At 46.9% G+C, this 25,321-nt stretch carries 24 protein-coding genes and 1 pseudogene; 6 read left to right on the top strand and 19 right to left on the bottom strand.

The genetic code is table 11. From position 1 onward, the window contains the following. The first annotated feature begins 41 nt into the window (after positions 1-41). Complete coding sequence (locus tag NQ544_RS07870) at positions 42-1,904, top strand: SLC13 family permease (protein ID WP_006847177.1); 1,863 nt, start codon at positions 42-44, stop codon at positions 1,902-1,904. Between the two features lie 151 nt (positions 1,905-2,055). Here NQ544_RS07870 and NQ544_RS07865 read toward each other — a convergent pair whose 3' ends face one another. The 13 genes from NQ544_RS07865 to NQ544_RS07805 form a co-directional block, all read right to left on the bottom strand. After that, positions 2,056-2,973: an IS982 family transposase gene (locus NQ544_RS07865; protein ID WP_006848425.1), complete on the bottom strand. Its 918-nt coding sequence runs from the start codon at positions 2,971-2,973 to the stop codon at positions 2,056-2,058. A gap of 160 nt (positions 2,974-3,133) precedes the next feature. Continuing rightward, a complete protein-coding gene (locus NQ544_RS07860; RefSeq protein WP_006847179.1) occupies positions 3,134-3,688 on the bottom strand; it encodes an HU family DNA-binding protein in 555 nt (184 codons plus the stop codon). Positions 3,689-3,738: 50 nt separating this feature from the next. After that, positions 3,739-3,999 carry a hypothetical protein gene (locus NQ544_RS07855; RefSeq protein WP_153133869.1) on the bottom strand — a complete coding sequence of 87 codons (261 nt, stop codon included), beginning with the start codon at positions 3,997-3,999 and terminating at the stop codon, positions 3,739-3,741. 260 nt (positions 4,000-4,259) lie between these two features. Continuing rightward, positions 4,260-4,484, bottom strand: a complete 225-nt coding sequence (locus NQ544_RS07850; RefSeq protein WP_006847181.1) for a DUF4248 domain-containing protein — start codon at positions 4,482-4,484, stop codon at positions 4,260-4,262. A 196-nt stretch (positions 4,485-4,680) separates the two neighbouring features. Further along, on the bottom strand, positions 4,681-5,775 hold the full coding sequence (locus NQ544_RS07845; RefSeq protein ID WP_006847182.1) for a CHC2 zinc finger domain-containing protein: 1,095 nt from the start codon (positions 5,773-5,775) through the stop codon (positions 4,681-4,683). Beyond that, positions 5,772-7,217 (bottom strand): hypothetical protein, encoded by a 1,446-nt coding sequence (locus tag NQ544_RS07840; protein WP_006847183.1) that lies wholly within the window; start codon positions 7,215-7,217, stop codon positions 5,772-5,774. Before NQ544_RS07840 ends, NQ544_RS07845 begins: the two co-directional genes overlap by 4 nt. 279 nt (positions 7,218-7,496) lie before the next feature. Continuing rightward, the gene (locus NQ544_RS07835; protein WP_153134128.1) at positions 7,497-7,892 is read right to left on the bottom strand and encodes a hypothetical protein; all 396 of its coding nucleotides are present in this window, start codon (positions 7,890-7,892) and stop codon (positions 7,497-7,499) included. A 436-nt stretch (positions 7,893-8,328) separates the two neighbouring features. Then, the gene (locus tag NQ544_RS07830; RefSeq protein ID WP_260113648.1) at positions 8,329-8,979 is read right to left on the bottom strand and encodes a hypothetical protein; all 651 of its coding nucleotides are present in this window, start codon (positions 8,977-8,979) and stop codon (positions 8,329-8,331) included. A gap of 115 nt (positions 8,980-9,094) precedes the next feature. Beyond that, positions 9,095-10,087: a hypothetical protein gene (locus NQ544_RS07825; protein ID WP_006847187.1), complete on the bottom strand. Its 993-nt coding sequence runs from the start codon at positions 10,085-10,087 to the stop codon at positions 9,095-9,097. A gap of 190 nt (positions 10,088-10,277) precedes the next feature. Further along, positions 10,278-10,406, bottom strand: a complete 129-nt coding sequence (locus NQ544_RS07820; RefSeq protein WP_006847188.1) for a hypothetical protein — start codon at positions 10,404-10,406, stop codon at positions 10,278-10,280. Continuing rightward, positions 10,397-11,620, bottom strand: coding sequence for a hypothetical protein (locus NQ544_RS07815; RefSeq protein ID WP_153134127.1), 1,224 nt, complete (start codon positions 11,618-11,620; stop codon positions 10,397-10,399). The genes NQ544_RS07820 and NQ544_RS07815 overlap by 10 nt, the downstream gene beginning before the upstream one ends. A 171-nt stretch (positions 11,621-11,791) precedes the next feature. Then, a complete protein-coding gene (locus NQ544_RS07810; RefSeq protein ID WP_006847190.1) occupies positions 11,792-12,886 on the bottom strand; it encodes a 5-methylcytosine restriction system specificity protein McrC in 1,095 nt (364 codons plus the stop codon). 1 nt (position 12,887) lies between these two features. After that, complete coding sequence (locus NQ544_RS07805) at positions 12,888-14,084, bottom strand: AAA family ATPase (RefSeq protein ID WP_006847191.1); 1,197 nt, start codon at positions 14,082-14,084, stop codon at positions 12,888-12,890. A 175-nt stretch (positions 14,085-14,259) separates the two neighbouring features. Here NQ544_RS07805 and NQ544_RS07800 point away from each other — a divergent pair, with 175 nt between their 5' ends. Both NQ544_RS07800 and NQ544_RS07795 read left to right on the top strand, forming a co-directional pair. Next, positions 14,260-14,493: a hypothetical protein gene (locus tag NQ544_RS07800; protein ID WP_006847192.1), complete on the top strand. Its 234-nt coding sequence runs from the start codon at positions 14,260-14,262 to the stop codon at positions 14,491-14,493. 229 nt (positions 14,494-14,722) lie between these two features. Further along, positions 14,723-15,547, top strand: coding sequence for an MBL fold metallo-hydrolase (locus tag NQ544_RS07795; RefSeq protein WP_006847193.1), 825 nt, complete (start codon positions 14,723-14,725; stop codon positions 15,545-15,547). A gap of 175 nt (positions 15,548-15,722) precedes the next feature. Here the strand turns inward: NQ544_RS07795 and NQ544_RS07790 are convergent, their stop codons facing one another. The 5 genes and pseudogenes from NQ544_RS07790 to NQ544_RS07770 all read right to left on the bottom strand — a co-directional run bounded on the left by NQ544_RS07790 (position 15,723) and on the right by NQ544_RS07770 (position 20,872). Then, entirely contained in the window at positions 15,723-16,334 is a 612-nt protein-coding gene (locus tag NQ544_RS07790; RefSeq protein ID WP_006847194.1) for an aminotransferase class IV family protein, read from the bottom strand. A 35-nt stretch (positions 16,335-16,369) separates the two neighbouring features. After that, positions 16,370-17,474: pseudogene (locus NQ544_RS07785) on the bottom strand (aminodeoxychorismate synthase component I). Positions 17,475-17,805: 331 nt separating this feature from the next. After that, positions 17,806-18,942, bottom strand: coding sequence for a cytochrome d ubiquinol oxidase subunit II (cydB, locus tag NQ544_RS07780; RefSeq protein ID WP_006847199.1), 1,137 nt, complete (start codon positions 18,940-18,942; stop codon positions 17,806-17,808). Between the two features lie 53 nt (positions 18,943-18,995). Continuing rightward, positions 18,996-20,531 (bottom strand): cytochrome ubiquinol oxidase subunit I, encoded by a 1,536-nt coding sequence (locus NQ544_RS07775; protein ID WP_040552975.1) that lies wholly within the window; start codon positions 20,529-20,531, stop codon positions 18,996-18,998. Between the two features lie 80 nt (positions 20,532-20,611). Next, positions 20,612-20,872, bottom strand: coding sequence for a DUF4492 domain-containing protein (locus NQ544_RS07770; RefSeq protein WP_006847201.1), 261 nt, complete (start codon positions 20,870-20,872; stop codon positions 20,612-20,614). 227 nt (positions 20,873-21,099) lie between these two features. Between NQ544_RS07770 and NQ544_RS07765 the strand changes: the two genes are divergently transcribed. Together NQ544_RS07765 and NQ544_RS07760 are read left to right on the top strand one after the other, a co-directional pair. Beyond that, positions 21,100-21,366: an MmcQ/YjbR family DNA-binding protein gene (locus NQ544_RS07765; RefSeq protein WP_040552866.1), complete on the top strand. Its 267-nt coding sequence runs from the start codon at positions 21,100-21,102 to the stop codon at positions 21,364-21,366. A gap of 16 nt (positions 21,367-21,382) precedes the next feature. Continuing rightward, positions 21,383-23,173, top strand: a complete 1,791-nt coding sequence (locus tag NQ544_RS07760) for a 1-deoxy-D-xylulose-5-phosphate synthase (RefSeq protein WP_006847203.1) — start codon at positions 21,383-21,385, stop codon at positions 23,171-23,173. A 108-nt stretch (positions 23,174-23,281) separates the two neighbouring features. Here NQ544_RS07760 and NQ544_RS07755 read toward each other — a convergent pair whose 3' ends face one another. Beyond that, positions 23,282-23,830, bottom strand: coding sequence for a hypothetical protein (locus tag NQ544_RS07755; protein WP_006847204.1), 549 nt, complete (start codon positions 23,828-23,830; stop codon positions 23,282-23,284). Positions 23,831-24,191: 361 nt separating this feature from the next. Between NQ544_RS07755 and NQ544_RS07750 the strand changes: the two genes are divergently transcribed. After that, positions 24,192-25,265, top strand: coding sequence for a metallophosphoesterase (locus NQ544_RS07750; protein WP_006847205.1), 1,074 nt, complete (start codon positions 24,192-24,194; stop codon positions 25,263-25,265). Positions 25,266-25,321: the final 56 nt, after the last annotated feature.

The following is a 25,321-nucleotide window of genomic DNA, read 5'->3' as shown; positions in this document are numbered from 1 at the left end:
TTCTCACTTTATTTCCGTATATTTGCAGCCAAAAAAAGCACATGACAACAACACTTATCATATTGGTTATTACGGTAGCCCTGTTCATCTGGGGCAGGGTGAGGGCCGACATCGTGGCGCTTACCGCCCTGGCTGCACTCCTGCTTCTGGGTATCCTGACACCTGCCGAGGCGCTGGCGGGCTTCTCTTCGCCCATCGTCATCATGATGATAGGACTCTTCGTGGTGGGTGGAGCTATCATGCAGACCGGACTTGCCAAGCTTACGGGCAATAAACTCATGGCGCTCTCGCGCGGCAACGAAACCATCACCTTCCTGCTCGTAATGCTCGTAACCTCCTTTATCGGCGCCTTCGTGAGCAATACCGGAACGGTGGCCCTCATGATGCCTATCATCATGAGCATAGCTGCGGGCTCGGGCATGCAGTCGTCGCGTTTTCTCATGCCGCTCGCCTTTGCCGGAAGTCTGGGCGGAATGCTCACCCTCATCGGTACGCCGCCCAACCTGGTTATCGATGAAGTATTGACCGAGGGCGGTTATCAGCCGCTTGCTTTCTTCAGCTTCTTCCCTGTGGGCATCATCGTCATCGCCATCGGCATCATCGTGCTCATGCCGCTCAGCAAAATCTTCCTCAGCAAAAAGCAGAACGGTAAGAAAAAGAAGCAGGGCAAATCGCTTGATGACCTGGTAGACGAATATCAGCTGCTCGATAATCTGCATCGCTACATCGTGCCTAGCCGCCGCCCTTCTGCCGCCCTCGACGAGAATGGCGAGCAGATGGATATCGTGGGCAAAACCCTGAAGGATCTGAGCATCCAGAAGAAATATGGCGTGAGTATCATCGAGATAAGAAACGAGAAGAAATCACGACTGGGACTGGTGAAGGATGTGAGCCAGAACATGGCGAAGAGCAGCAGCACCATTCAGGTTCACGATACCTTATATATAATAGGTGAGGAGGAGAAGATGAAACGCTTTGCCAGCGATTACGGCCTCAGGAAGATGAAGGATGTGAAGATTGATTTCTACGACCTGGGACTGACCGAAATCGTGGTGATGCCTACGTCTAATTTTGCCGGTCTGCGCATAGGCGATGCCAACCTGCGCAAGCGTTTCGGCATCAACGTGCTGGGCGTAAAGCGTGGCGATGAATATATTACCGAAAATCTGATAGCCACCAAGCTGCATGTGGGCGATATGCTCCTGGTGCAGGGCGAATGGACCAATCTGGCTCATCTGGCTGCCGATACGAGCAACTGGGTGGTTATCGACCAGCCAGAGAAGACTGCCGACAAGGTGCTCTTAGATTATAAGGCGCCTGTGGCGGCTGCCATCATGCTGCTGATGATTGCGATGATGGTATTCGATTTCATTCCTGTGGCTCCGGTCACGGCGGTCATCATCGCCGGACTGCTGACCGTCTTTGCCGGATGTTTCCGGAATGTAGAGGCGGCTTACAAGACCATCAACTGGGAGAGCATCGTGCTGATAGCCGCCATGATGCCGATGTCTACGGCGCTTGAGAAGACGGGTGCTTCAGCCTTGGTTTCTCTGGGGCTGGTAGAGAGTTTGGGTTCGATGGGACCTACGGCGCTCTTGGCAGGTATCTACTTCACCACTTCTCTGATGACGATGTTTATCAGCAATACTGCCACGGCTGTGCTGATGGCTCCTATTGCCCTGGTGGCGGCCCAGCAGGTAGGTGTGAGTCCTTATTCCTTCCTCTTTGCGGTTACGTTGGGCGCCAGCATGTGCTTTGCCTCTCCGTTCTCCACGCCTCCTAATGCGCTGGTGATGAAGGCGGGTGGCTATACGTTTATGGATTACGTGAAGGTAGGTTTGCCTCTGCAGATTATCATCGGCGTTGTGATGACCTTCGTTCTTCCACTTCTGTTCCCTTACTAAAGATTTTTGATATCAAAATACCTCAGTTCGGGATAACGAGCTCTATCTAAAGGCTTTATAATGTTTTTATATAAGGGACACAGAGGCTTGGCAACCATCTATATATCTTGGATGGTTGCTGAGACAAAATCCTCCTGTAAAATATGCAATGTTAGAAAAGACTAAGCTGTTTCGTATCTTCGATAACGTATCCAGTAAGTGCCTTGGGCTTGTTGTCAAAGAAACAGTATGCCCCTAATGCAGAAATAATATTTATGATGAAATTCGCAACAGACCTGTGACGTGAATGTACTATCTGAGCCGTATTTTTCAACAGGTCATTAATCGTTTCAATGATGTATCTTTTGCGTAGCATCATCTTGTCATAGAACGGCATTAGTTTGTTCTTCATGTTCACTCTCAGTCCTGTTACCAACTGGATGCCTTCCTCAAAAAGCGAATCGAAAAGTTTTTGCGAGATATAGCCTTTATCTGCAAACAGCTTACCATACAGACGTTTAGCCAACACATCGAATACCGCTGGATCTTTGTCGCTAACGTTTGCACCAGTGAGAACAAAAGCAATTATCTCACCTCTATCATTACAAGCCAGATGTAGCTTGAACCCATGACACCATCCCATTGTTCCCTTTCCGTCTGTGGCAATGCCTTTGAACACTTTGTTGGCATAACGCCTGAGATTGTGGCATATTGGTATCATGGTTGAATCAACAAAGGTTATACCTGTACATCTGCCAAAAGCACGGAGATTCAGGAAGAACATGAGAGGGAAGAATACGCGACTTTCAAGTTCTACAAAACGGTTATAAGACACCGCATTTGGAAAATATGACTTCAAAGTTCCTCTAATAAAGAATAGGTAATAATGCTTGAAGTTTCGGAACGAGCCGAAATGGAAATACAGCAAAATCGTCATGATTTCACTATCAGATAAAGAGGCTTTACGTCGTCTGCGCTTTACTCCATCTTCACTCAAAAGCAATTTTCCTGCATTTTCAGCATCAAAAACTTTGTAAAATTCATCAATAATACAAAATAATTCTGTAACTTTGTCCTTGGTAATCTCCATAATGATATCTTTTTATGTTTGTAACTAATTGGATTTCAACTACAAAGATACAAAAAATATCGGAGATTACCAACTTTTTTAGGCACTATTTCTTATCCCGAACTGAGGTATCAAAATAAAAGCCCCCGATGCTCGTTTTCTTGCATCAGGGGCTCTTTTCTTACTCCAAACCGTCTCCTTCATTACCGCCGGTGGTTCCGCCGCCTTCGGTATTTCCGCCGCCCGGGGTGTTATCCGAACCGCCGCCACCACCTGGGGTGTTGTCTGGGTCTTCCACATCGCCCTTATCGTCGGAAGTAACGTTTTTCACCACCTTGCCGTTGCGGTCGTAACAGGTAATCTGGATGGAGGTTTCCTGCAGCTCGCGCTTGATGTCAACGCTTGGGGTGAAGATAACACGGCGGTTGGTAATCAGACTGGTAGCCACTTCGCCTACGGTAGGCACACTCTTGGCTCTTACGCCGAATCGCATGGTTCCCAATCCCGGAACGGCTACGGAATGACCTTCGGTACACCACGCCTTGATAACCTCGCCTGCTGCATCCCAGCAAACCTGCATCACGCCCACGCTAACACCGCTTCTGATAGCAGCCTCCTTGATAACCTTGCTCTCAGAGAGCTTGTTGTAAAGTTCGGTACCGAGGATGAATCTGTACTGACCCTTCATTTCGCCTACTTGGATAAGGGTCTCCTTTGCTTTCAAATTAATTGCCATAATCTTTTGATTTTTTAATTGTTATAAACTATCAACTGTTCACTCTAAAACTACCTGATGGTAATGGTTGGCACGTAGTAGGTAGAATCTACTTTGGTGGAGATGTTGTTCTCCTGATGTTGCCGCTGGTTCTTTCCGATTACGAGTCCTGCCGTGCAGGAGCTGGATAGGAAGGTGACGATGGCTGAGCAAATCGCCACGATGAGATACCGGATGAATGCCTTCATGTTCTGGTTCATGATTTTTTTCTGCCCCCTGCTAAGTTTCGCTAGCGAAACGACTCGTTTCGAGGCTTGGAGTCTTGGTTTCATTTTCTTTTTTATTTTCCCAATTAGGGAAATATTTTTCTCCAACTGGGCAAGTGATTTTGCGCGCTTTCTGAATCACGATGCAAAGATACGAAATCCCGATTTATCAGGTGTGCGATAGCGTGCGATACCATGCGATAGCGGAACATTTTCTTCAAAACACTCACCATTTAACACTTAACGTTCAACATAGAAAAAGCCTCCGTTCCCAGCGATTCTATCGCTGGTCCGTCACCCGCCAAGTTAACATTAATCACTAATAACTAATATCCCGGTTCCCCGAGGTTATCGATAATAGCCTTTACCTGCTTGGGCGTGAACGACTTGCAAGTCTTTTCATATCCCATCTCCTGCAATTCATCCCAGAGCGGCTGGCAACGCCGAATCCAACTCATGAGATGATTCACGGCCGTGCGTGGCATACTCTCGGGAAAGTACATCAGTCCCAGTTCCTTCTTCGTATACGAACGGTTTATAAAATCTTCCATAATCTCAATTTTTTCAAGTTTCGCAAGTTCAGGAGTTAAAGGAGTTAAAGAAGTTATCGCTCCCTACGGTCGCTGAGGAGTTAAGACAATAGTCTTTTTGGCGTAGTTTTTTAAGCAGCAAGACATACGTCTTAACTCCTTAACTTCCTTAACTCCTTTAACTTCCTGATATGCGAAAGTTCAGTTAATTTTTTAATCATTTGTTTATCGGCTCCTTGCTCCCGGAAGTTGCAGCAGCCCCTAAAAGATAGTATTCGCTAAAATCCTTGCAGCCCGGTGGCAACTGGTGGTGAACCAGCTGGGGGAGCATCTCCCTGAGTTGCATGAAGAGGCTTTCGCCCGGCACATCCTGATCGGGAAACATGTGGAATTCCACCTGATACAGTTTTCCGATATCCGTCAGCAGCTGCTTATCCTCGGGCTTGAGAAGCGTGGCAGAAGGGATGGCTATCGCCTTATGTCCGGCAGAAAGCATCGCCCAGCAGTCGCTACATCCCTCCGTAATAAACAGCCTCTCGCCCGGCTTCAGTCTCTTCACAACCGGCAGGTTATAGATGCTGCATCTTGCGCCGTAAGGGAACCGGAAGCGGGGAGCATCCTGCTCCTTTTCTTCGCCCGGCCTTTTTTCTTCAGAAGAAACATTCTCGTCAGAAGAACAACCTCCCGATGAAGATTTTTTCTTCGTGTAATCCAGGTTTCGGTTCTGAATACCGATAAGCCGCCCATCGGTATCGAAGTAAGGAATCTGCAGCCAGTTGATGCCCTTCTTATCCGTCCAGGAAGTAAGTCTGCACCAGTTCACCACTCTCCAGTCAATCTTCCTCTCCTCGAAGAGAAATCTCCGAGCTGCCTGGTTGAGCCAGGGATGTTCGAAGAACCTAGCATACCTGCTTGCATCGAAGGAAGATTTCCCCGAATCATCACCCGAAGAAGAACCATCGGATGAAGAGCCCGAAGAAGCCCCTCTGCCCGAAGACCCCCCAAAGGAAGAGCTTTTCCCCGAGGAAGAATCCTCCTCCAGCTGGATCTGATGTTCCTCGGCGAGCCATCGGCAAGCCGACGGGAAATCCTTACCCAGGTATCTCATCGCCAGGTCGATGGTGCCGATGGAACTCCTCATGCAGACATAGCATCTACAGCTGTTCTTGGTCTTGTTGAACGTAAGGCTGGCGTGGTGGTCGTCATGGAAGGGGCAGAGCGCCTTATGGTGCTCCACCTTCATCCCCATCTCTTTCGCAACCTTCTCTATCGGAAGTTCGCGCAGTTTCTGTATCTCATATTTCTCCATCATATCCCTTTCCCTTTCTTTTTCTTAGCATCAGCAGCCATCTCCTTCTGCCCGTCATCAGCCTCTTTCTTCTTTCTTCCAGAGCCGCCACTCTTGCCCCCGTTCCGAGCGATTCCATCGCTCGTCCCGCTTCCTGTCAAGTACTCCTCAGTCTTAGTATAAAGCCCCGTTTCTGCCGAAAAGGTGATAAACTTGCGAAACACCCATTTGTAGAGTTGGTTTTTCGTGCCCTCCTTTGTCTTTCCTTGCGAAATGCGGAGTGCTTCCAGTTGCGCCTCGTTGAAAGGATTAGGCAGATCATCGAGCAGGTTCTTCGGTCCCCTTCGTTGCGCCTCGTTTACCGAGTCAGCATCCTGGTTCAGCAAATCTGAGAAAAGCTGCGCCTTACTCCAAAGGTCATGATACACCAGCCACTCCACCAGATCGCCCATCGACTTCGTCCAAGTCTGGTTATTCAGCACCCAGAGCAGGCAGCCCGCCTTCCATGCCGATACGATGGAACGCTTCGAAATGTCCCAAAATACATCGTCGTCTGTCAGGTCGGCAAGCGTAGCCATATCCTGAGCCAGCTGGTCAGTAAGTTTATTCAGCGGCTTGATGATGAACCTGCCCTTGCAGATGCTTAGCTTCACAATATACTCATCCAGCTTCTTATAGAAAGCCTCATCATATTTTCCCTGTCTCGGGATTTTTCCATCACGCCCCATTCGAGGCTTATATGAGAACACCATTCGCCCGAATGTACCATTGAAGAGCTCGTTCTTATAGAACTTGCGGGTTGCATACGGAGTGGAGGAGATGGTGAGGTTGGCACGGAGTACCGGATTACCGGTCACGCCATCGGCTGTAGCTCTTAATGCTCCCGAGCGCTGGCGGTCGTAGATATTGCGCAGCATCTGCGAAATCTGCTTGTGTCCGCCGCACATCCTGTCGGCCATCTCCACCTCGGGCAGATTGAGGTATTGCGTTCTTTCGCCCAGGTTCTCGCATCCCATGGCGTTCAGAATAAAGGCCGCATTGGTTACATCGGCAGGTGGAAACCAGAAACTCACGTCGGGTCTTACAGGCTTTTCCTTGTTTGCCGACTTGGATTTTATCTGTTTTTGCCACTCTACAAGTTTCTCCAATTCCTCTTCATCGTGTTCTCGGAAGTTTCGGCAGATGGCTTCCACTAAGTTTCCCAATTGGCCTTTATTGCAGCCAGAATCGGCAACGAGATTGGCCATCATGCCACATGATTCCTTCCAACTGAGGTCGGGATATTGAAATTCCGTGCCGCTGACCTGCGCTCCAAGAATAGGGAAGAGCATTGGAACAAGGGGTTCGTGCATGTCTTTTGATACCTGAGAGAGCAAAAGTTGCACACATTCGGTGCCTTTTCCCAGTTTGGGCATCTTCGGAGCGGCGTTTTTTGTAATGTCGTACTTTAAATTTGTCTTCTTCATTTTTTATTAATGTTTTGATAATGAGCCTATTAGGGAAAATGGGGACTTCCAGAATCTTCCAATTCCAGTTCTTCCAATTAATTTTTCGAGGATTCCATTTCCTTATATTATATATATAACTATCTATATATTAAGTAGTTATAAAATCTATAAAAAGGGAATTTGTCTTAAAACACCCTTTTTGGAATATTGGAAGAACTGGAATATTGGAAGATTTTAGTTGAGCCTGTTACCAGCCTCCCCGAAGTCCCCATTTCCTCTAGAAAGCCTCAACTCCGTTTATCTGTCATCACTCTTGCCGCTAATGATACGCAGCTCGTCGGCGGCTCCCTGGCAGAAGTCCTGGAAGGTGAAGCGCTCTGAGAACTGCGGGCGGTTGAAGGTAGGGTAGAGCGTACCGTCTTTCTTCCGGTTCACGTTGATGTACTTTCCTTCATACACGTGCGGATTTCTCTGCACCACCTTCTGCAGTTTCTTCTCCTGGTCATTCTGCACAAAGGTGAAGTGGTCTTCTCCATCGTGCGTAATGGCTCCATCCAGATACTCGCCAACGGCCATGCGCCCTGGCTCCTTAGTCATCAACTTGAGGTCGATACCCAATTCTGTGTTTGGGTAGAATCCCTTTCCTGCCTTACTTGAACTTTCGTTCATATTGTCATTTAATACTATATTCATTTTTACTTGAGTATTAAATAAGCCTCTCTGGTACGATGACGTTCGAAGAGGTTTCCCCGCCATCTTTTCTAGTACCATCATTCCCCATTTTGTGATTTGCAACTCGCCTGATGGGTAGTCATCCTGTTATCAGATGACGGGTGCAAAGATAGGAAAAAAGGAAATGCTCATGGCCGAAAAAATCTTCTTTCGCCAGGCTGAGGAATGAAAAGGAATGAAAAGGAATGGAAAAGGAAAGAATCGAGGAAAATAAGGGGAATGAACTCTGATGAATTTGTGTTTTTCAGTTTTTATAGGAGAAAACATCGTTTTTCCGCTCAGATTTTCTATCTTATCGAGGAAAATGAGCGGAAAAACGGGGAAATTGTGCGGAAAATTGGGAGATTTTGGCGGAAATACTTGGAATATAATCGGCTCCAACAAGCAAGATGAAAGGTTATAGTTTCATAGCATTGTTTATTGCCTTGTTCCAATTGTCTTTCTTGGTCTTATACAATTCATGTTCGTGAAGTATCTCCCACAGAGGCCCTTTGATGGATTTATTATTGTCAGAAATCTTTTTTCCTTGGATATATTTTGCAGTAATTCTGGCTATTGCAGGATCAGAACTGGTGGCTTTTACCTCTTTTATATAGGCAATGATATGAGCCAGTTGGTCTTCGCCTGTATAGAAAAATGGTTTCAAGTCTTGGATGAGTTTTCTGTTCATACCCTCATACTTAATGGTATCTTCAATCAGTTGCGACAACCATTTGTCGGGGTTATCTATATAGCCCAGTATGTAGATTTTGATTTCTTCGTGCTGATGTTCTGGAAGTTTTGAATTAATATCTTCGAGAATCTGACGATAATTTATATCATGTGATTTAAGATTCCCAGTTAGACGATGTGCCCAATGGTCGTAGTCGTCTTTTTTGTCATAACATAGGAAAAGCAGATAGGCTACCCATGTTATACTTACACTCGTGGCTATTTTTGCATCGGCATTATTTGCGCTAGAGTCGTATTCACGTAGGCGACAGAAAAGATTGTCGAAAGCATTCTCAAAGTCATAATCTACAGAGTGCTCCCTGATATCGTCTATCATATTTACTACTTCTACGAAAAATTCGATGGTTGAGAACCGCATGGTATTCATGCGGCTCTCATATTGCTTACAACTCTTCTCAATCACTTTTAAGATGATATGATCCCTGAACGAATTACTTACGAGGTCTTGAGAGTTTTTTAGGAGGCGTTGTTGCATCTGTAGTTCTCTTTATGTCATTTATACTATTCTTGAGCCATTCTTCTAGAGTGGATACATCTTCGGTTTCACTTATAGAAGAACCTATCTGGAAATTCTCTATAGCTCTCTCTGGGAGAAAGTACATAGGCACTACTTCTTCGTTGAGGCATATGATACCGCTTTTGCTCAACTTTACTTTTATCTCACACTCATTGTTTTCTATAAACTGATTGATATAGAACACTTTATCTATAGTATTTCTTATGCTCTGGTCGCTAGCATTTTTATCGTATTTGTATCCGGCAAACACCTCTTTTGCATCATTCTCCATGCCATCTTCTATAAAGCCATTGATATTGCTGTTGCGGGTATAATCTGAATGATTAGTGTTTTCTTTATCACGTTTAGCCGTCAGGCAAACTTGGATTACATAGTCGTTGTTTTCTCTGCATTTTCTTTTTACAACATCCCATGCTTTTGCTTGCATATATATTTCTTCAAAGTTGACCATATAGCCAAGATGCTTGATCATACGATCGAAGTTCTGCTTTAAAATCTTGGTTATCTTGTCTATTTTTCCATAGAACGCACCTGCTTTTTTCTCTATGGCTACATAATGCAATCCTGGCTGATTGATAAAGATGATTAGGCAATGGGGAAATGATTGTTCTATAGTTTCAGCATAGTCATCAACAGCGTTGGTTGTGGTACCTGTAGGCAAGGTTCTTTTCAGATCTTTGTCATCGTTGAGTCTAAACACGATAATATCTTTGCATACGGCAAAGGTATCATTCCGCAAACTGACGTCAGCCTTACCTTTTTTCATATACATGGTTAACTTCTCTCCGACATGAAATAGGTTACCAAAATGTGTGCTGATTTTTTCTTCAGCTACTCTCTTTTCAGGTATAGTATCAGGATCTTCCTGGAAGCTATATCTATAAAAAACAAATTTCTGTTGCTTCATTTTTGTTATTATTTTATAGTTAGCAAGGGTAAACGATGCTTTACAGATACAAAAGTAATAAAAACATCTTAATTAACAAAATATTATTGTAAAATAATAAGGAATGGATATAAAAAAGAGAGAGATTTTGTTTTTATTTGGTGAAAAATAAAAAAAAACATTTTATTTCTTGTCAGTTTCTTCGTATTTTTTACGTCTGGTTTAGCCTAAGTCGCATCCTGATTCCCCCTCTCGCCTCCGTTCCAAGCGATTCCATCGCTTGTCCCTTGTCCCTCCACCCAGCCTCCTCTCCAAGCGCCTCCATTTTCCCTATCTCCATTCCGCAATCCTTTCCGCCATCTCATTCAGTTCCAGGCATTGCTCCCTGGTAATAGTCTTCTTCTCCATATGGTAATCCCAGGGGCTAATCTGAAGCAGCAGCCCCTCAGAACAGGCATAAAAACTCTCCCCACAAGGCTTATACAACCTTGGGAACCCGTTCTCCCTCAAGAGCACAATACGGTACCCCCGGTTCATAGCCTCGCGCAAAACCTCCTTCTCCTTAGTCGAGATGGCAGCACTCACCAGCACGCCACCACGTTCTCCGCAAGCCAGCCATTCCTCGCGCAAGCGCCTCAAATCCCCCTCAGAATACCGGCGATGTACAACGACCGCCACCTTATCAGGAATATCGAGCAAGAAACAGTTGCCCACCATCTGGCATCTGCGACCCACCACCTCTTTATTCTGCATCACGGTAAAAAGTCCCGGGTTCATCCTCTTCACCATCAGTCTTCTCGGGTTATCATCCAAGTATTTCTTCCATCCCTCCAGTTGTCTCTCATGTAGCAGAACCTTGTCATTATACCCCAATTCAAAGAGCCCCTTCCTTGGAGCCGTATTCATCCCATAAATCCTCCAGTAAGCCTTGTTGCATCCCATCTTAAACCCCTTTATCACCATTCCCAGCGACCCCATCTCTTTCTCTCTTTTCGCCGTCATCCCAATCGAGCTCGCTTCATTCTCTCCAGTCTGAGCCTGGTTAGCCCCTCCAGCCGAAGCCAAGTTAGCCCCTCCAGCCGAAGCCAAGTTAGCCCCTTCTGTTTGAGCCTGGTTAGCCCCTTCAGTTTGAGCTAAGTTAGCTTCTTTGGTCAAAGCCGAAGCCTGTCCCCCTCGAGCCTCCGTTCCAAGCGATTCCATCGCTTGTCCTCCTCTCAAGTCCTCCTTCACCCTCACAATCAGGTGAATATGATCAGGCATGATGCAAACCCTCCAAACCTCCACCTGGGGATAATATTTATGAATCTTCGGAATCTCCTCCTTCGCGATGGCAATTCCAAGTTCAGAAAGCATCACTTTCGGCGCATCACCATCCCCAGGACGGGCATCCACCCGTCCCCACAGTTTCCCCAGCAGAGGCATGCGTCCCTCCACCACAAGCGTCAGCATATAAGTACCCCTTCCATGGTAATCATGCCATGGGCTTCTGCGTTTCATGGAGTGCTGGGTTTCATGCACCCTCAATCCTCTAGCTATAGCTTCATCTCTATCCATAATAAAATAAGTAAAAAAGTAAATAATTAAAGCTCCAGCCCCCGTTTCGCCTGCAAGCCCGCCACTCCAGCAAAGAAGCATAGAAGCAAAGAGGGGAGCAGTCCCCCTCTCACCCCCGTTCCAAGCGATTCTATCGCTTGTCCCTCATCGCTTGTCCTTCATCGCCAATCATCACCATTCATCCCTGCCTTCTCTCTTCACAATCTCCTTCACCCGTTCCTCTATTTTCCTCCAAGGTTGCCCCAGGTTTACCGTCCTCACAATGATGCGATGCCCCGTCTCCTTATACCTATAAGAAAAGTCGAAATCCTCATCCACGGTAGGGTAGACCAAAGCTCCGTAAGCATTCATAGTATGCGGCTTGCTCCGGTCTTCCTGGTTCATCACGTAAGAAAGAATCTGCGAGAGATGGTCCCTGCGAACCTTCTCCCTGCCGCCAAACTTCGAAACCAGCGCCTCTCTGTAAAACTTGGCATCAAGAATAAGCTTCTCCTGCGTATTCGGATTAAAAAGCGTCACGTCGGTTTCCATCACCGGTAAAGCCTCGCCAGCCTCCTTAAACATCATCCCGAAAGGTGAAAGCTGGAAATCAATATATTCCCGATGCACCTCAGGATACTCATCCCGGCAATTCTGCTTGCAGAAATTCATGAGGAATCGCTCAAAGATGCAGTTCATCCGGAAATCATCCTCCGTGAAATCCAAAAACTCCAGTCTGCCATCCTTATCCTTGCAGGGAAGGGTAGAGTCCCAAATCAACCGGCAGATATTAAGAACCAGCTTATAAAACCCGCTAAGCCTATGCTGACGAAGCCGCCCCAGCAAACCTTCTGTAACCCGAATCTCCTCAATATGAGGAAATTTTGCCAAAGTCTTTCGCAACCTGGCTCTGATATTCTCATCAATTCCCTCTATCCTCATCAGTCTTTTCAAGGTAGAAAAGATAACCCGGTTGATGACTACATCCTGCGTAAGCTCATCTACCTGGCAGATGGTTCTGCCGTTCAGATGCTTACCGCTTTTCAAAGTCTCAGCAAGATTCAGCTTGCCGCGAACGCCCTCCACTTCCTGCTCCTCAAACCGATACGCTCTCAAAAGTCCTTGGCGCAAAAGCCTATCGCAGGCGTTGAGCAAAATAGTTGACAATAGGTTCTCCAGCGAATGGCATTTCTCGCCATCCACCTTTACCTTGTCAAGCTGGTCGCTTACGCCCCAGGCATAACAGAGCAGATAATACAGATTCTCAATTGGAATTTTCTGTTGCATTTCAGAACTTCAGTTTGTTGCAGATTAACTCATATTTATCCTCATCATCGAAGCAGATTTCACGAAGATACGGAAACAATTCATACTCACAGATATCGTTCCACCAGACAGAAAAATCTTCACAACCCTCTGCCTGACAGAAATAACTGTGCCCGATTTCCAGCCCTCGGTCGATGGTAGAGATTACCTCGTTGGCAGATTTTACCTTGCTCACTACCAGCTCCGCATTCTTCTGACTGATGCCTTTTTCTTCCAAAAAATTGATGAAGGCTTCGTTGAATTCCGGCTTGATAGGGCAGAAGCGGAACCGGCGCCGCAGGGCGTAATCTACGATGGCCAGAGAGCGGTCGGCCGTGTTCATGCAGCCTATCAGATAAACATTCTCGGGTACAAAGAAACGCTCATCATCCTCGTTGCTGTAGGTCAGCTTAATGGCGTATTGCTTCTTGCGTTTGTCGGCCTCTATCAGCATCATCAGCTCACCCAGAATCTTGCTGATGTTTCCTCGGTTTATCTCGTCGATGATGAAGACAAACTGCTGGTCCGGCGAACGTCTAGCCTTGTTGCAGAAGTCAAAGAAAATGCCATTCCTCCGTTCAAAGCCGCCCTCCTCAGAAGGACGGATGCCCTGCACGAAATCCTCATAGCTGTAGGATTGATGAAACTGTACCATCTCGATATTCTCATCCTTCACAAAGCCAATCAGCTGATAGGCTATCTTTCTGGCCAGAAAGGTTTTGCCCACACCAGGTGCTCCCTCTAGGATGATGTTCTTCTTTGCCTTCAGCAGGGAAACAATCTTCTTGAATTGGCTAGCGCCGATGAATGGCTTATCTGGGTCTTTGTCAAACTCGTAAACAGGTTTGCCTTTCAGACCTTCGCAGAAGTTCAGAAATTCGATGTATTTTCTTACGTGGCATCTCAGGCTTGTCATTTGGTGCCTCTTGCTGTAGTCCAGTTCTTCGTCTATTCTGCCTGTTAGGAGTTTGCTCACTTCTGTAGCATCCTCTGCATTCTTGATTTCCAATACTGAGTTTACCCCGCAGGCCTCTTTAGCGACCTTGCAGATAACCTTGTTTGAGCCTACGCTGGCATAGCCACCGGGCTTGGTTTTGTCTATTTTCAGAAATTCCAGAAAGGCTTCCTTTACCTGTTCCTGGCTTTTCCCTTCTAATTTAAAAATATTCTTATCTGCCATATTTATTGTCTTATTTATAAGTTGTTTTGTAATTATATTTTTAGTTGGATCTAAGAAGATCTAAATCCCATGGGTATCGATCTAAGAAGATCTAATTGATTTGTTCATTTCGATAGGATCTTCTATCTTTGCAACGTGTTTGATAATTATATTGTAGAATTTAACAACGAAAATTATGGAAAAACAATGGATTTCAACTATTGAGCTGCTTAACTATCTGAAGGAACATCCTAATAAGGAGCAAGAATGCAGACTCAGTTTGGGCTATAGCCTAGGTTCCACCCATTATTGGTATTGGGACCCCGAGACAAACATGTTCATGCACTCCCGCGATTGGGATTTTGAGCCTTATACCGCAAGTCAAGTGGTTAAATGGTACGGGGAAGGCAAATGGAAGATTGAGCAATAATTTGATAGTGGGGGTGAACGGATAGTTCATCCCCTTGTTCGTATTGCTAAAGAGAACTGTATCCAGATTATATGTTCTTTCTATTTTTCCCATAATCGAAACCTACTTTTTGTTTTATGCCGCAAAGTTAAGATTATTATTTGGAATACGCAAAGTTTTCGGGGCTTTTTCTTGGTGGTTTATCAGAAAATGAGTAGTTTTGCGGACGTGAATCAAATAGATAACGATAATGGATAAGATTACGAATCAAATTACGATGCTCGGAACGGGAAATGCTACGGTTTCCCAGATTTATAATACCTGCTTTCTGCTCAAGACTCCCAGCACCCTGATGCTGGTGGATGCGGGAGGAGGAAACGGAATACTGGCGCAGCTGAAGAAAGTAAATGTTCAGATTTCTGACATTCATCACCTCTTCGTTACCCATGCCCATACCGACCATGTGTTGGGTGTGATCTGGGTAATCCGAATGGTGGCACAATGTAAGGGTTACGAGGGATTGCTGCATGTGTATGGAAACGATAAGGTGATGAAGGTAATCAAGACCATCATCGACATGATTCTTGCCAAGAAGCAACTGGCTAAGGTGGCTGAAAGGGTGGTGTTCCATCAGCTGGAAGATGGGGAGTGTTTCGAAGTGGGGGATATGAAGCTGGAATGCTTTGATATTCAGTCTACTAAGGAAAAACAGTTCGGATTCCGAGCTGAGCTGCCTTCTTCTGATGAATCGGGTAAGCCTTTGGTCTTGGCGTGCCTGGGCGATGAACCTTATAACGAGCAGAACCGACGCTACATAGTGGGGGCTGACTGGATGATGTGTGAGGCGTTCTGCCTCTATGCCGACCGCGATACGTTCAAGCCTTATGAGAAATGCCACAGTACGGCGCTTGATGCCGGAAAACTGGCGGAGGAACTGGGCGTGAAGAATCTTATCCTGTATCATACGGAGGAGAAAACGCTCGCTAATCGTAAAGAAAATTATACCCGTGAAGCTGCCGAGAACTTCAAGGGTAGAATCTTTGTTCCGGATGATTTGGAGGTGATAGAGCTGTAGTTTTTTATATCCTACAGATTTCATAGATTTACACAGATTTTTGACCTGTACGGTCGGGGATTTCGCAGATTTTTTTGTTTGGATATTTGGGGAGTTTTCCTCCCGATTATGACAAGAATGAATCTGTGTAAATCTGTGGAATCTGTGGGACTTTTTAATGGTGAGTTTTATCAACTTAATCGGCTGAATCCGGTAGGAAAATCTTGGTTACTTCCCGCTCTCCGAAATCTATCATGGCGTTGAAGAGACTCACTTTTTCTGCCTTTCTGAGGTCTTCTAGTGTGAGGTCGGCTTCCTGGATGATGCCAGCTTCCAGGAGCTGGGCTCGTTTGGTTCCCAGGAGCAGGGGATGCTTGGGGGTGAGCCATCTGTTGCCATCAAAAAGGGCGAGATTGGTGAAGGAGGTATCGGTAATGAGCCCGTTCTTTACAATGATGATTTCATCGCAATCGTCCTTCTGGGCTACCAGGGCGTTGAGCGCACTTCGGTCTGTGCTCTTATAGGTGTAGTCGATATTATTATCCTCTACCACCTTGAGGGAATGAATCTCCTTCATCTTGTAGGGGGCGTACTCGATGGTTTCCACGCCCAGGATGCCATAAACCACTCGTGCCTTGTAAAGGTTCATTTCCTCTTTTGGGGAAATGAGGGATGAGAGTTTTATTTCTTCAGATGCGAGGGCTGGAAAGAACCTGCGGATGGTTCTCTCCATTCTTGCCTGATGATAGGGAAGGGCCAGAGCCTTGCCGTTCTTGATCTTTATTGTTTCTACAAATTGCTGTTTCATAATCTCTTTTATTTTTTCTAAGATGAAAGGTGGATTTAAATCGGAAGGTAGATTTTCTGAATCACTTCCTCGTATTCCCTCCGGCAATCGCTCTTCGAAGTGATGCCGCCGCCTGCCTTGAAATACAATTTTCGGCTTTCCTTCGGCTTCTTTCCTGCGTTTGCCTTGAAATTCTTTTTTCCGTCGGCTTCAAAATCAACCGGCGAAGTTTCTTCTTCTATGAATCTTATCATGACGGCAGAGTTGAGTTCGCCCTGGTCGTAGATTCCCATGATGCCCGTGTAGAAGCCGCGGTCGTAGCCTTCTGCCTCTTGGATAATCTGCATGGTTTTATCTTTCGGGGCACCCGTGATGGAACCGGCTGGGAGCTGGGCATCGAGGATTTCGCCCAGATGGTGCGGGTAATCTTCGGGCAGGCGACCGCTGATTTCTGAACTGGTTTGCAGGATGTCGCCCTTGTTGGTGTGCAGCACGTCGACGTAACGGTATTTATCTACCCTTACATCTTCTGCCACCCGGCTCAGGTCGTTTCTTATCAGATCTACGATGGTGGCGTGTTCTGCCGCCTCTTTCCGGTCTTCCATCAGCAGCTTTTCGGCATTGGGGAGGGATGCATCCAGGGTTCCCTTCATGGGATAGGAGTAGATTCTTCCGCCCTTGATTCTGACGAAGGTTTCGGGCGAAAAGCAGACGAAGGGGGTGAGATTCTCTTCTATGTTCTCTTATTTCAGATGAGCTTTATTCTGTGCTTCTTCTTTCAGATGAGCTTTATCTTCTGCTTGAGTTCTCTTTCTTCTGAGCAGCAGTTTATACTTCCCTTTTGCACGATGGAAAATTTCTTCTAATGAAAGATTGCAGCTCACGGGAACCCGGTTGGTGAGATTCGTAAGATAGCTGTTGCCCGCCATAATGTTGCTCTTCACGATGTTGAAGCTTCGCTCATAATCCTCGTAAAGTGGGGGCTCTATCTGCCAGGTGGTCTCCGAAGTCTCTTCCTTCAAAATCGAAGAGGCATTCTTCGGGATTTATATCTGATAGCTGGCGGATGAAAGCCTTGTCTCCCTGATAGTTGATAACAAAGAGAAAAGACTCATCCTGGCTTGCCAATCGATTGATTTTATCTATGATTTCCTGTTTCATGTCTGCAAAGATACTGCTTTTATTTGGATGGGCAAAAGATTGGTTACAGATTTTTGTTTGATGGGACGTCTTCTCCACACGCCCTGAAAGGGCAGAAGCTCCTAGCCCAGGGCAACACCCTGGGTTTTAGCAAGATTTCAGCAATGCGCCCTGTAAGGGCAAAAGCTTTAAAATGCGGCGATGATAAAGCTTTTGCCCTTACAGGGCGACGTTGTTGCTTGCATGTTTACCCAGGGTGTTGCCCTGGGCTAGGAGCTTCTGCCCTTTCAGGGCGTGTGGAGCATATTTAATAGGCTTTTCCAGCCTTTTCAATAGGCTTTCCCAGCTTTTTTTAATACGCTTCACCCTGTTCTATTTCTTCCTGCGTAATGCGCTTGCGGTCCATGGCGCGCCAGGCAAAGACGATGTAGGCGAGCACGAACGGGATGAGGAGGGAGGCTATCGCCATGGTTCGGAGCGTGAACTCGCTGCTACAGCTGTTGGCGAGAGTGAGCGAACTCTGAAGGTCGATGTTGGATGGATAGTAGGCGGTATTGTTCCAACCGGCTATCAGCAACAGAACCAGCACGGTAAGCACGGTTCCGATGCCCGTAAACCAGATTCCCTTTCTATACTGCACGCTCCTCGATGACTTGAAAATGCCGAAAAGAACGAGTACTACACCTATTAATAATATTACAGGCAAGATTGGCATCTCCAGGAGATTGTGAAGATACTTCATGCTCTCTATCGTAATGCCGGAAGAAGAAGTGCTGAATCCATCCTTTACCAGCAATCTGATGAGGAATGGCAGGAAGAACAATAGGAAGAGCAGGGCATTCCATGGCAACTGGCGGGTGCAGCGCTCCTGAATCTGCTGGTGCTCGATGTTGTTCTTGATGTAGAGCATGCCCAGGATGCGGGCTAGCATCAGTACGGCAAGTCCCAGCACCACATTCCATGGGTCGAGCAGGGCATCGAGACCATGACTGGCGTTTGCCCAGCGGCTGATGACGGGTTGCAGACTGTTGGTAATATTGCCCTTGTCTATCAGGAAATTGCTGCCGTTGAAGAAGGTGGCTACGGCTCCGCCAAGAAGCAGCGGACCCACGATGCCGTTGATAATGAGGCAGATCTGAAAGGTCTTCGGTCCAAGAAAATTACCTATCTTGTTCTGGAATTCATAGCTCACGGCTTGAATCACAAACGAGAACAGGATGATCATCCACAGCCAGTAGGCTCCGCCGAAACTGGTGCTGTAGAACAGCGGGAATGAGGCGAAGAAGGCTCCGCCGAAGGTGACGAGCGTGGTGAAGGTGAACTCCCATTTTCGTCCCGTTGAGTTGATGATGAGGCGACGCTCTTCTTCCGTTTTTCCCAAACAGAATATCAAGGTGTTGGCTCCCTGTACAAACATGAGAAACACCAGCAGGGCTCCTAATAATGATACGAGGAACCACCAGTATGATTGCAAAAATTCGTATGTCATAATGCTAATGTCATAAAGTTAATTCATAATCTTAAGTTTATCATCTTAAGTTTTTATTCATATTCCGGTCCTTTCTTGATCTGCTTTACCAGGATGCTGATTTCTACGGCAAGCATGGTGGTGAAGAGTGCCAGGAAGATGAAGAAGGTGGTGGCCACGCTGCCTGCCTCGATGTCGGAGATGGCGGCACTTACTGGCAGCAGGTCTTGGATGGTCCAAGGCTGGCGACCGATTTCTGCTACTATCCAGCCCGATTCTGAGGCGATGTAAGCCAGCGGAATCATGATGATGGCGAAAATGAGGAACCATCGGTATTGGGCGATTTCCTTTTTATAGACCAAGAATAGGCTGAGGGCGAAGAAGAGGATGAGCAGGCAGCCTACTCCCACCATCAGGCGGAAGGCGTAGAAGCAGATCGGGATGCTCGGTACCAGTTCCTTGGCGTCCTTGATGTAACCATATCCGAAGTATTTCATGTTCTCCCTGAGGATAGGGAGCTGGTCTTTCGCCTTCGTCTCGCGATAGGTTTTCAGGGCAACAATCGCCTTCTTGCCCCGGGCTATCTTTTCCTGCACGGATGGTTCCCGGGTGCCATCCTCTTTAGTGTAACCCTTGAGGATATCGTTCACGCCTGGCACGTAGCCATCGGCTGTGCGGGTGGCTAAGAACGAGAGCATGTTAGGGATGGCGATGCGCATGGCTGGCTCCTGCTCGTTTTCGTAATCAGGCTGCTGGAAGGGGTGAACGGCTGCTATCGCCGTGAGGCTTTCGCCGTTTCCACCATTATATAATGCTTCCATCGCTGCCAGTTTCATCGGCTGCACCTGTGCCACCCGATAGGCGGAGTTGTCGCCGGTCATCGCAGCCAGCAGGGTGGCGATGAGTCCTACTCCGGCACCCATCTTGATGCTCGCCTTCGCCAGCTGGGTTTCTCTCTTTTTCAGTAGATACCAGCAGCTTACGGCTACTACGAAGGTGGCGCCGATGATCCAGGAGGAAGTAACGGTATGGGTGAACTTGTTGATGGCGAATGGCGAGAGTGCCACATCCATAAACGAGGTCATCTCGAAGCGCATGGTGTCGGGATTAAATTCCTGCCCTACAGGATATTGCATCCAGGCGTTGGCTACTAGAATCCACCAGGCAGAAATGGTGGCGCCAAGTCCCGTGAGCCAGGTGGAGGCAAGGTGGAAGCCCCGGCTCACCTTATCCCAGCCGAAGAACATTACGGCTACGAAGGTGCTCTCCATGAAGAATGCCAGGATGCCTTCGATGGCTAGGGGAGCGCCGAATACGTCGCCCACGAACCAGGAGTAGTTGCTCCAGTTGGTTCCGAATTCAAACTCCAGAATGATTCCCGTGGCAACGCCCATGGCGAAGTTCACGCCAAAGAGTTTTTGCCAGAAACGGGTTACGTGCTTCCAGAACGGTTTGTTGGTGCGGTAGTAGCATGTTTCGGCGATGCCCATGATTACTGCCAGTCCCAGGGTGAGTGGCACGAACAGCCAATGGTAGATGGCCGTGAGTGCAAATTGCGCCCTCGACCAGTCGATGGTGGCTGATGTAATGTCTAACAATAAATTTGTCATCATAGTTGAATGGTTTTATAATTGTTATTATATAATGTTTTTGTATTTCTTTCGATGTGAAGGTTGCGGGATTCTGAGCCTTATCTGTTCAGAATTTCCTTGGATACGAAGCCCGCCTTATCTCCGTTCTTGGCATTCGTATTGATAAAATCTGGAAAGAAAAAGAGCTTGAGCACCAGGAAGATGATGGCAAGCTTGATGAGGATGATGGTCCAGAGCGTCTTGCCCAGGGTCATCGTCCTGAAACCATCGTAATAGAGATGGAAAATCCGGGATAGCAGTCCTTGCTTCATCGGTTTTACATCGGTTTTCATCAGGTTTTTATCCTTTTTCTTCTGCATAAGCACTCCTTCTTAAAAAAAACTGCTGCAAATCTACAATAAATAATTGTAACTACCAAACATTTTATTGAAAAAGATACAAAAAGGTTGCTTTCAGGTATCCCATAAGGGAGTTATTTTAAAGTTTTTCTTTTTTTTTTATGGAATAAGTCTTGCCGTTTCATCAGAATTTATTATCTTTGTCCCCTCAAACATAGAAACATTTTAATTAGAAATAATCAGAAGAAATGATGAATATAGAATCTGTTAGAGAGTATTGCCTCTCGCTTCCCCTCGTAACCGAAGCTTTTCCTTTTGATGAGCGGACCTTGGTGTTTCGCATTTTGGGCAAGATCTTTGCCTGTGTTGACCTGGAGCGCCCCGAGTGGGTTACGATGAAATGTAATGCCGATAATGCTGGATGTGAAGGAATAGGGAGAATTATTCATTTTTTCTGTAGTTTGGGTAATGCGTGTTTCCAGGATTCTTCGTATCTTTGCACCCAGAAATCATAATTAAAACTATAAGAAAATGTATATTGAGAAAATAAAGTCGCCAGCCGACTTGAAGAAGCTGGATTTGAAGGAACTGCAGGTGGTGGCTGATGAAACCAGACAAGCTGTGCTGAACCGTGTGAGCAAGCATGGCGGTCATGTGGGACCGAACCTGGGATTCGTGGAGGCAACCGTGGCGCTTCACTACGTTTTTGATGCGCCAAAGGATAAACTCGTGTTTGACGTAAGCCACCAATGTTATCCGCATAAGGTGCTCACCGGACGAGCTGCGGGATTCCTCGGCGATGTGGATGACATGAATGCCATTTCGGGCTATTCTTCTCCTGCCGAATGTCCGGAGTATGACAATTTTGAGGTGGGGCATACTTCCACTTCCGTGAGTCTTGCCACCGGTTTGCAGAAGGCGCGCGACATCAAGGGAACCGATGAGAACATCATCGCCATTATCGGCGACGGATCCCTTTCTGGCGGCGAGGCTTTCGAGGGACTGGATGAGGCTTCGGAACTCGGTACGGGCATCATCATCGTGGTGAACGACAACGAAATGTCTATCGCCGAAAATCATGGCGGAATCTATAAGAACCTGCGTGCCTTGCGCGAGAGCAATGGCACCTGCGAGCACAACTGGTTCAAGGCGTGGGGCTTTGAATACAAGTACCTGGAAGAGGGTAACGACATCGGAAAACTCATCCAGGTTTTCGAGAGCGTGAAGGATACGGATAAGCCTACCGTGGTTCACATTCACACAGAGAAAGGTCATGGATTTGCGCCAGCCGTAGCCAACAAGGAGGCTTGGCATTGGGGAATGCCTTTCAATCTGGAAGACGGTTCGCGACCAAGAAGGAATGCCGATGGAACCCTCCCGGAGGTTGCTCCAACAGAGGATTATGGTACATTATTTGCCGACTGGATGCTCTGCGCGATGAAGCAGGATAAGACCCTCATCGCCGTAACCGCCGGTACTCCTACCGCAGGTGGCTTTACTGCCGATAAGCGCCAACTGGCTGGCAAGCAGCACATCGATATGGGAATCGCCGAAGAGCAGGCGGTGGCCATGATTTCGGGAATGGCGAAGGGCGGATTGCATCCTGTCTGGACCGTTTACAGCACCTTTATCCAACGTACCTACGACCAGATAGCGCAAGACCTCTGCATCAATTCCAACCCAGCCGTAATCAACGTGGTAGGAGGCGGAGTGAACTCGATGAACGACATCACCCACATCTGCCTTTTCGATATTCCGATGCTCTGCAGCATTCCGGGGCTCATCTATCTGGCTCCAACCACCTGTGAGGAGTATTTCGCCATGCTCCGCTGGAGCATTCTGCAGGATAAGAAACCTATCGCCATCCGCGTGCCAAGCAATGGCGTGGTTCATACGTCAGAAGCCGTTGATGCTGAATATGGTTACGAGGCAAAGTACAAGGTGATGCACCAGGGCGAGAAGGTGGCAGTCATCGCCGCCGGTTCGTTCTATCAGAAGGGCGAGAATGTAGTCCGCCTGTTGGCTGATAAGGGCATCGATGCTACGCTCATCAATCCACGTTATCTGAACGAGGTGGATGCCGAAGTGCTGGATAGCCTGAAGGCAAACCATCAGCTGGTGGTAACTCTGGAGGATGGATCGAAGGATGGCGGATTCGGCGAGCGTATCGCCTCTTACTATGGCACTTCGGATATGAAGGTGATGGTGGGCGGCATCAGGAAGGGACTCTATGACAGATACGATGTGAAGAAGTTGCTTTCGGATAATCGCCTGCTCGATGAGCAGATTGTGGAAGACGTTTTGTTAGTTATTAATGATTAATGATTAGTTAGTCGGCATAGTTAGTTTTTATTTAACGAGAAATCCAAGCCGGAGAATCATCTCTAGCTTGGATTTCTTCTGTTTTATCATCGGATGTTTGTCTTAATCTTAGTCATCATCCCAATCTCTATCGTGCTTCCACTTCTTCTTGTCGTGCTTCCACTTCTTATCGTGCTTGTGATGCTTGTGATGCTTGCACGGCTTTCCTGGTCCATAAGTTACATGGGTTCCGCCTGGGCATCCTGGTCTTCCGTAGCTGCACTCAGGGCGAGGGCGGCGCTTGTCGTGTCCCCAGTTATGCTTTGGATACTTGGTGTAAATATGGTGAACATACACATGATTCTGCCAGCCGATAGGGCGATAGAAATAGTATGAGTTCTTAAATTTCTTCCATTGTCTGGCGGTCATCATGCGCTTGAGCTGCTTGTTGCGGTAATGCCAGCCGTAGGCATCGATGTCGCGATAGCTGCGGATGCCATTGAGATAATTGAGATTGATGTTCAGGATGCTGTTGCGCTGGGCGCTGCTCAATCCCAGTTCCACCACCATCTTATCTGTGATAAAACGGGCTTCTGCCTGAATATTTGTCAGTCTCTGAGCATTCATAGATGTAATCATCATCCATACTGCTACCAATGTCATAATCATTCTTTTCATAACTATCTTCTCTTTAAAGGGTTATTACTGCATTTATTTATTTCTGGTGCAAAGAAGGTGCAAACGAGCACAATGAAAGCTTGCTTTCAAATTGTCGAGTGCAGCCTTTCTTCTAACGTAGTGCAAAGATAGGGAGAATAGCTGAAAACAACAAGGGGAAAACCATAAACCAGCGTATGATTTTCCCTAAAAGCATCGGGGGAAACTCCCGTAATAAAATTGTAGTATCTTTTATCTGCAAATTAAAATCCTTGTAACCTCTTTGACACAAAATACCCCTACCTTTGCACCCGAAATTTAACAGGTATTACCCCGAAAGGGGAAATCTTTAATAAAGGTATTATTGTTAGATAAAGAAAAAATGGAAAAGAAAGTATCGGGTAAGCATAGCAGCATGAATGGCTTTGCTATGATGAAAGGTAGAGTAGTTACAGTAGTTTTGGCTTCGGCTTTATTGTTGGGCGGAGGCTTGACTGCACAGGCTCAAAACGCAGCATTAACAACCTGTTCTCAGAGTGCAGCAACCGCCATTCCGCAGAATCCTAACTGGAAGGCGAATGCTGCCGAATGGCAGAAACTGAAGGGCGAAATCACCCTCTACATGACCAATGACATGGGCCGCAACGGATACTACGACCAGAAGCCTATCGCCGAACTGATGGGCGAGATGGCGGGCACGGTAGATCCGGAATGCGTACTTGCCGTAGGCGACATCCACCATTTCAATGGCGTGGCTTCCACCCAGGACCCTCTGTGGCTTACCAATTACGAATATGTTTATTCTCATCCCGACCTGATGCTCGACTGGTTCCCGGTTTGTGGCAACCATGAGTATCGTGGTAATACTCAGGCTTTTATGGACTACGGCAAGGTGAGCCGCCGCTGGATGATGTCAGCCAAATATTACACCAAGGTGTTTGACCACAAGGGAACTGCCATCCGTGTCATCTTCCTCGACACCACACCTCTTATCGATTCTTACCGCAAGAATTCAGAAATCTATCCTGATGCCTGCAAGCAGGATGCAGAGGCTCAGCTTTCATGGCTCGACGAAACCCTGAAGAATGCCAAGGAAGACTGGGTCATCGTGGTAGGCCATCATCCTATCTACGCCTACACCACGAAGAAGGAGAATGAGCGCCTCGACATGCAGAAGCGCCTTCTTCCTATCCTCCATAAATATAATAATGTGGCGATTTATGCCTGCGGCCACATCCACAACTTCCAGCATATCCAGAAGAAGGGCGACAACATCGACTACGTAGTCAATTCCTCTTCATCTCTGGCTCGTCCTGTGAAGCCTATCGATGGTACTGTGTTCTGCAGTTCTGCCGATGGTTTCTCTGTATTTACAGCAGATAAGAAGCAGCTCAGAATGTCGATGATTGACAAGGATGGAAAAATCATCCACACGGTTTTAAAGGTAAAAAAGTAAAAAGGTAAAAGAAGCTTTTTTGCGAAAAGAAACGAATGAAGATTTCAATAGCGATA

The organism is Segatella copri DSM 18205 (genome assembly GCF_025151535.1).
GTDB lineage: Bacteria > Bacteroidota > Bacteroidia > Bacteroidales > Bacteroidaceae > Prevotella > Prevotella copri.
The sequence above is the reverse complement of the archived record's forward strand: the minus strand, read 5'-3'. Positions and strand labels throughout refer to the sequence as shown.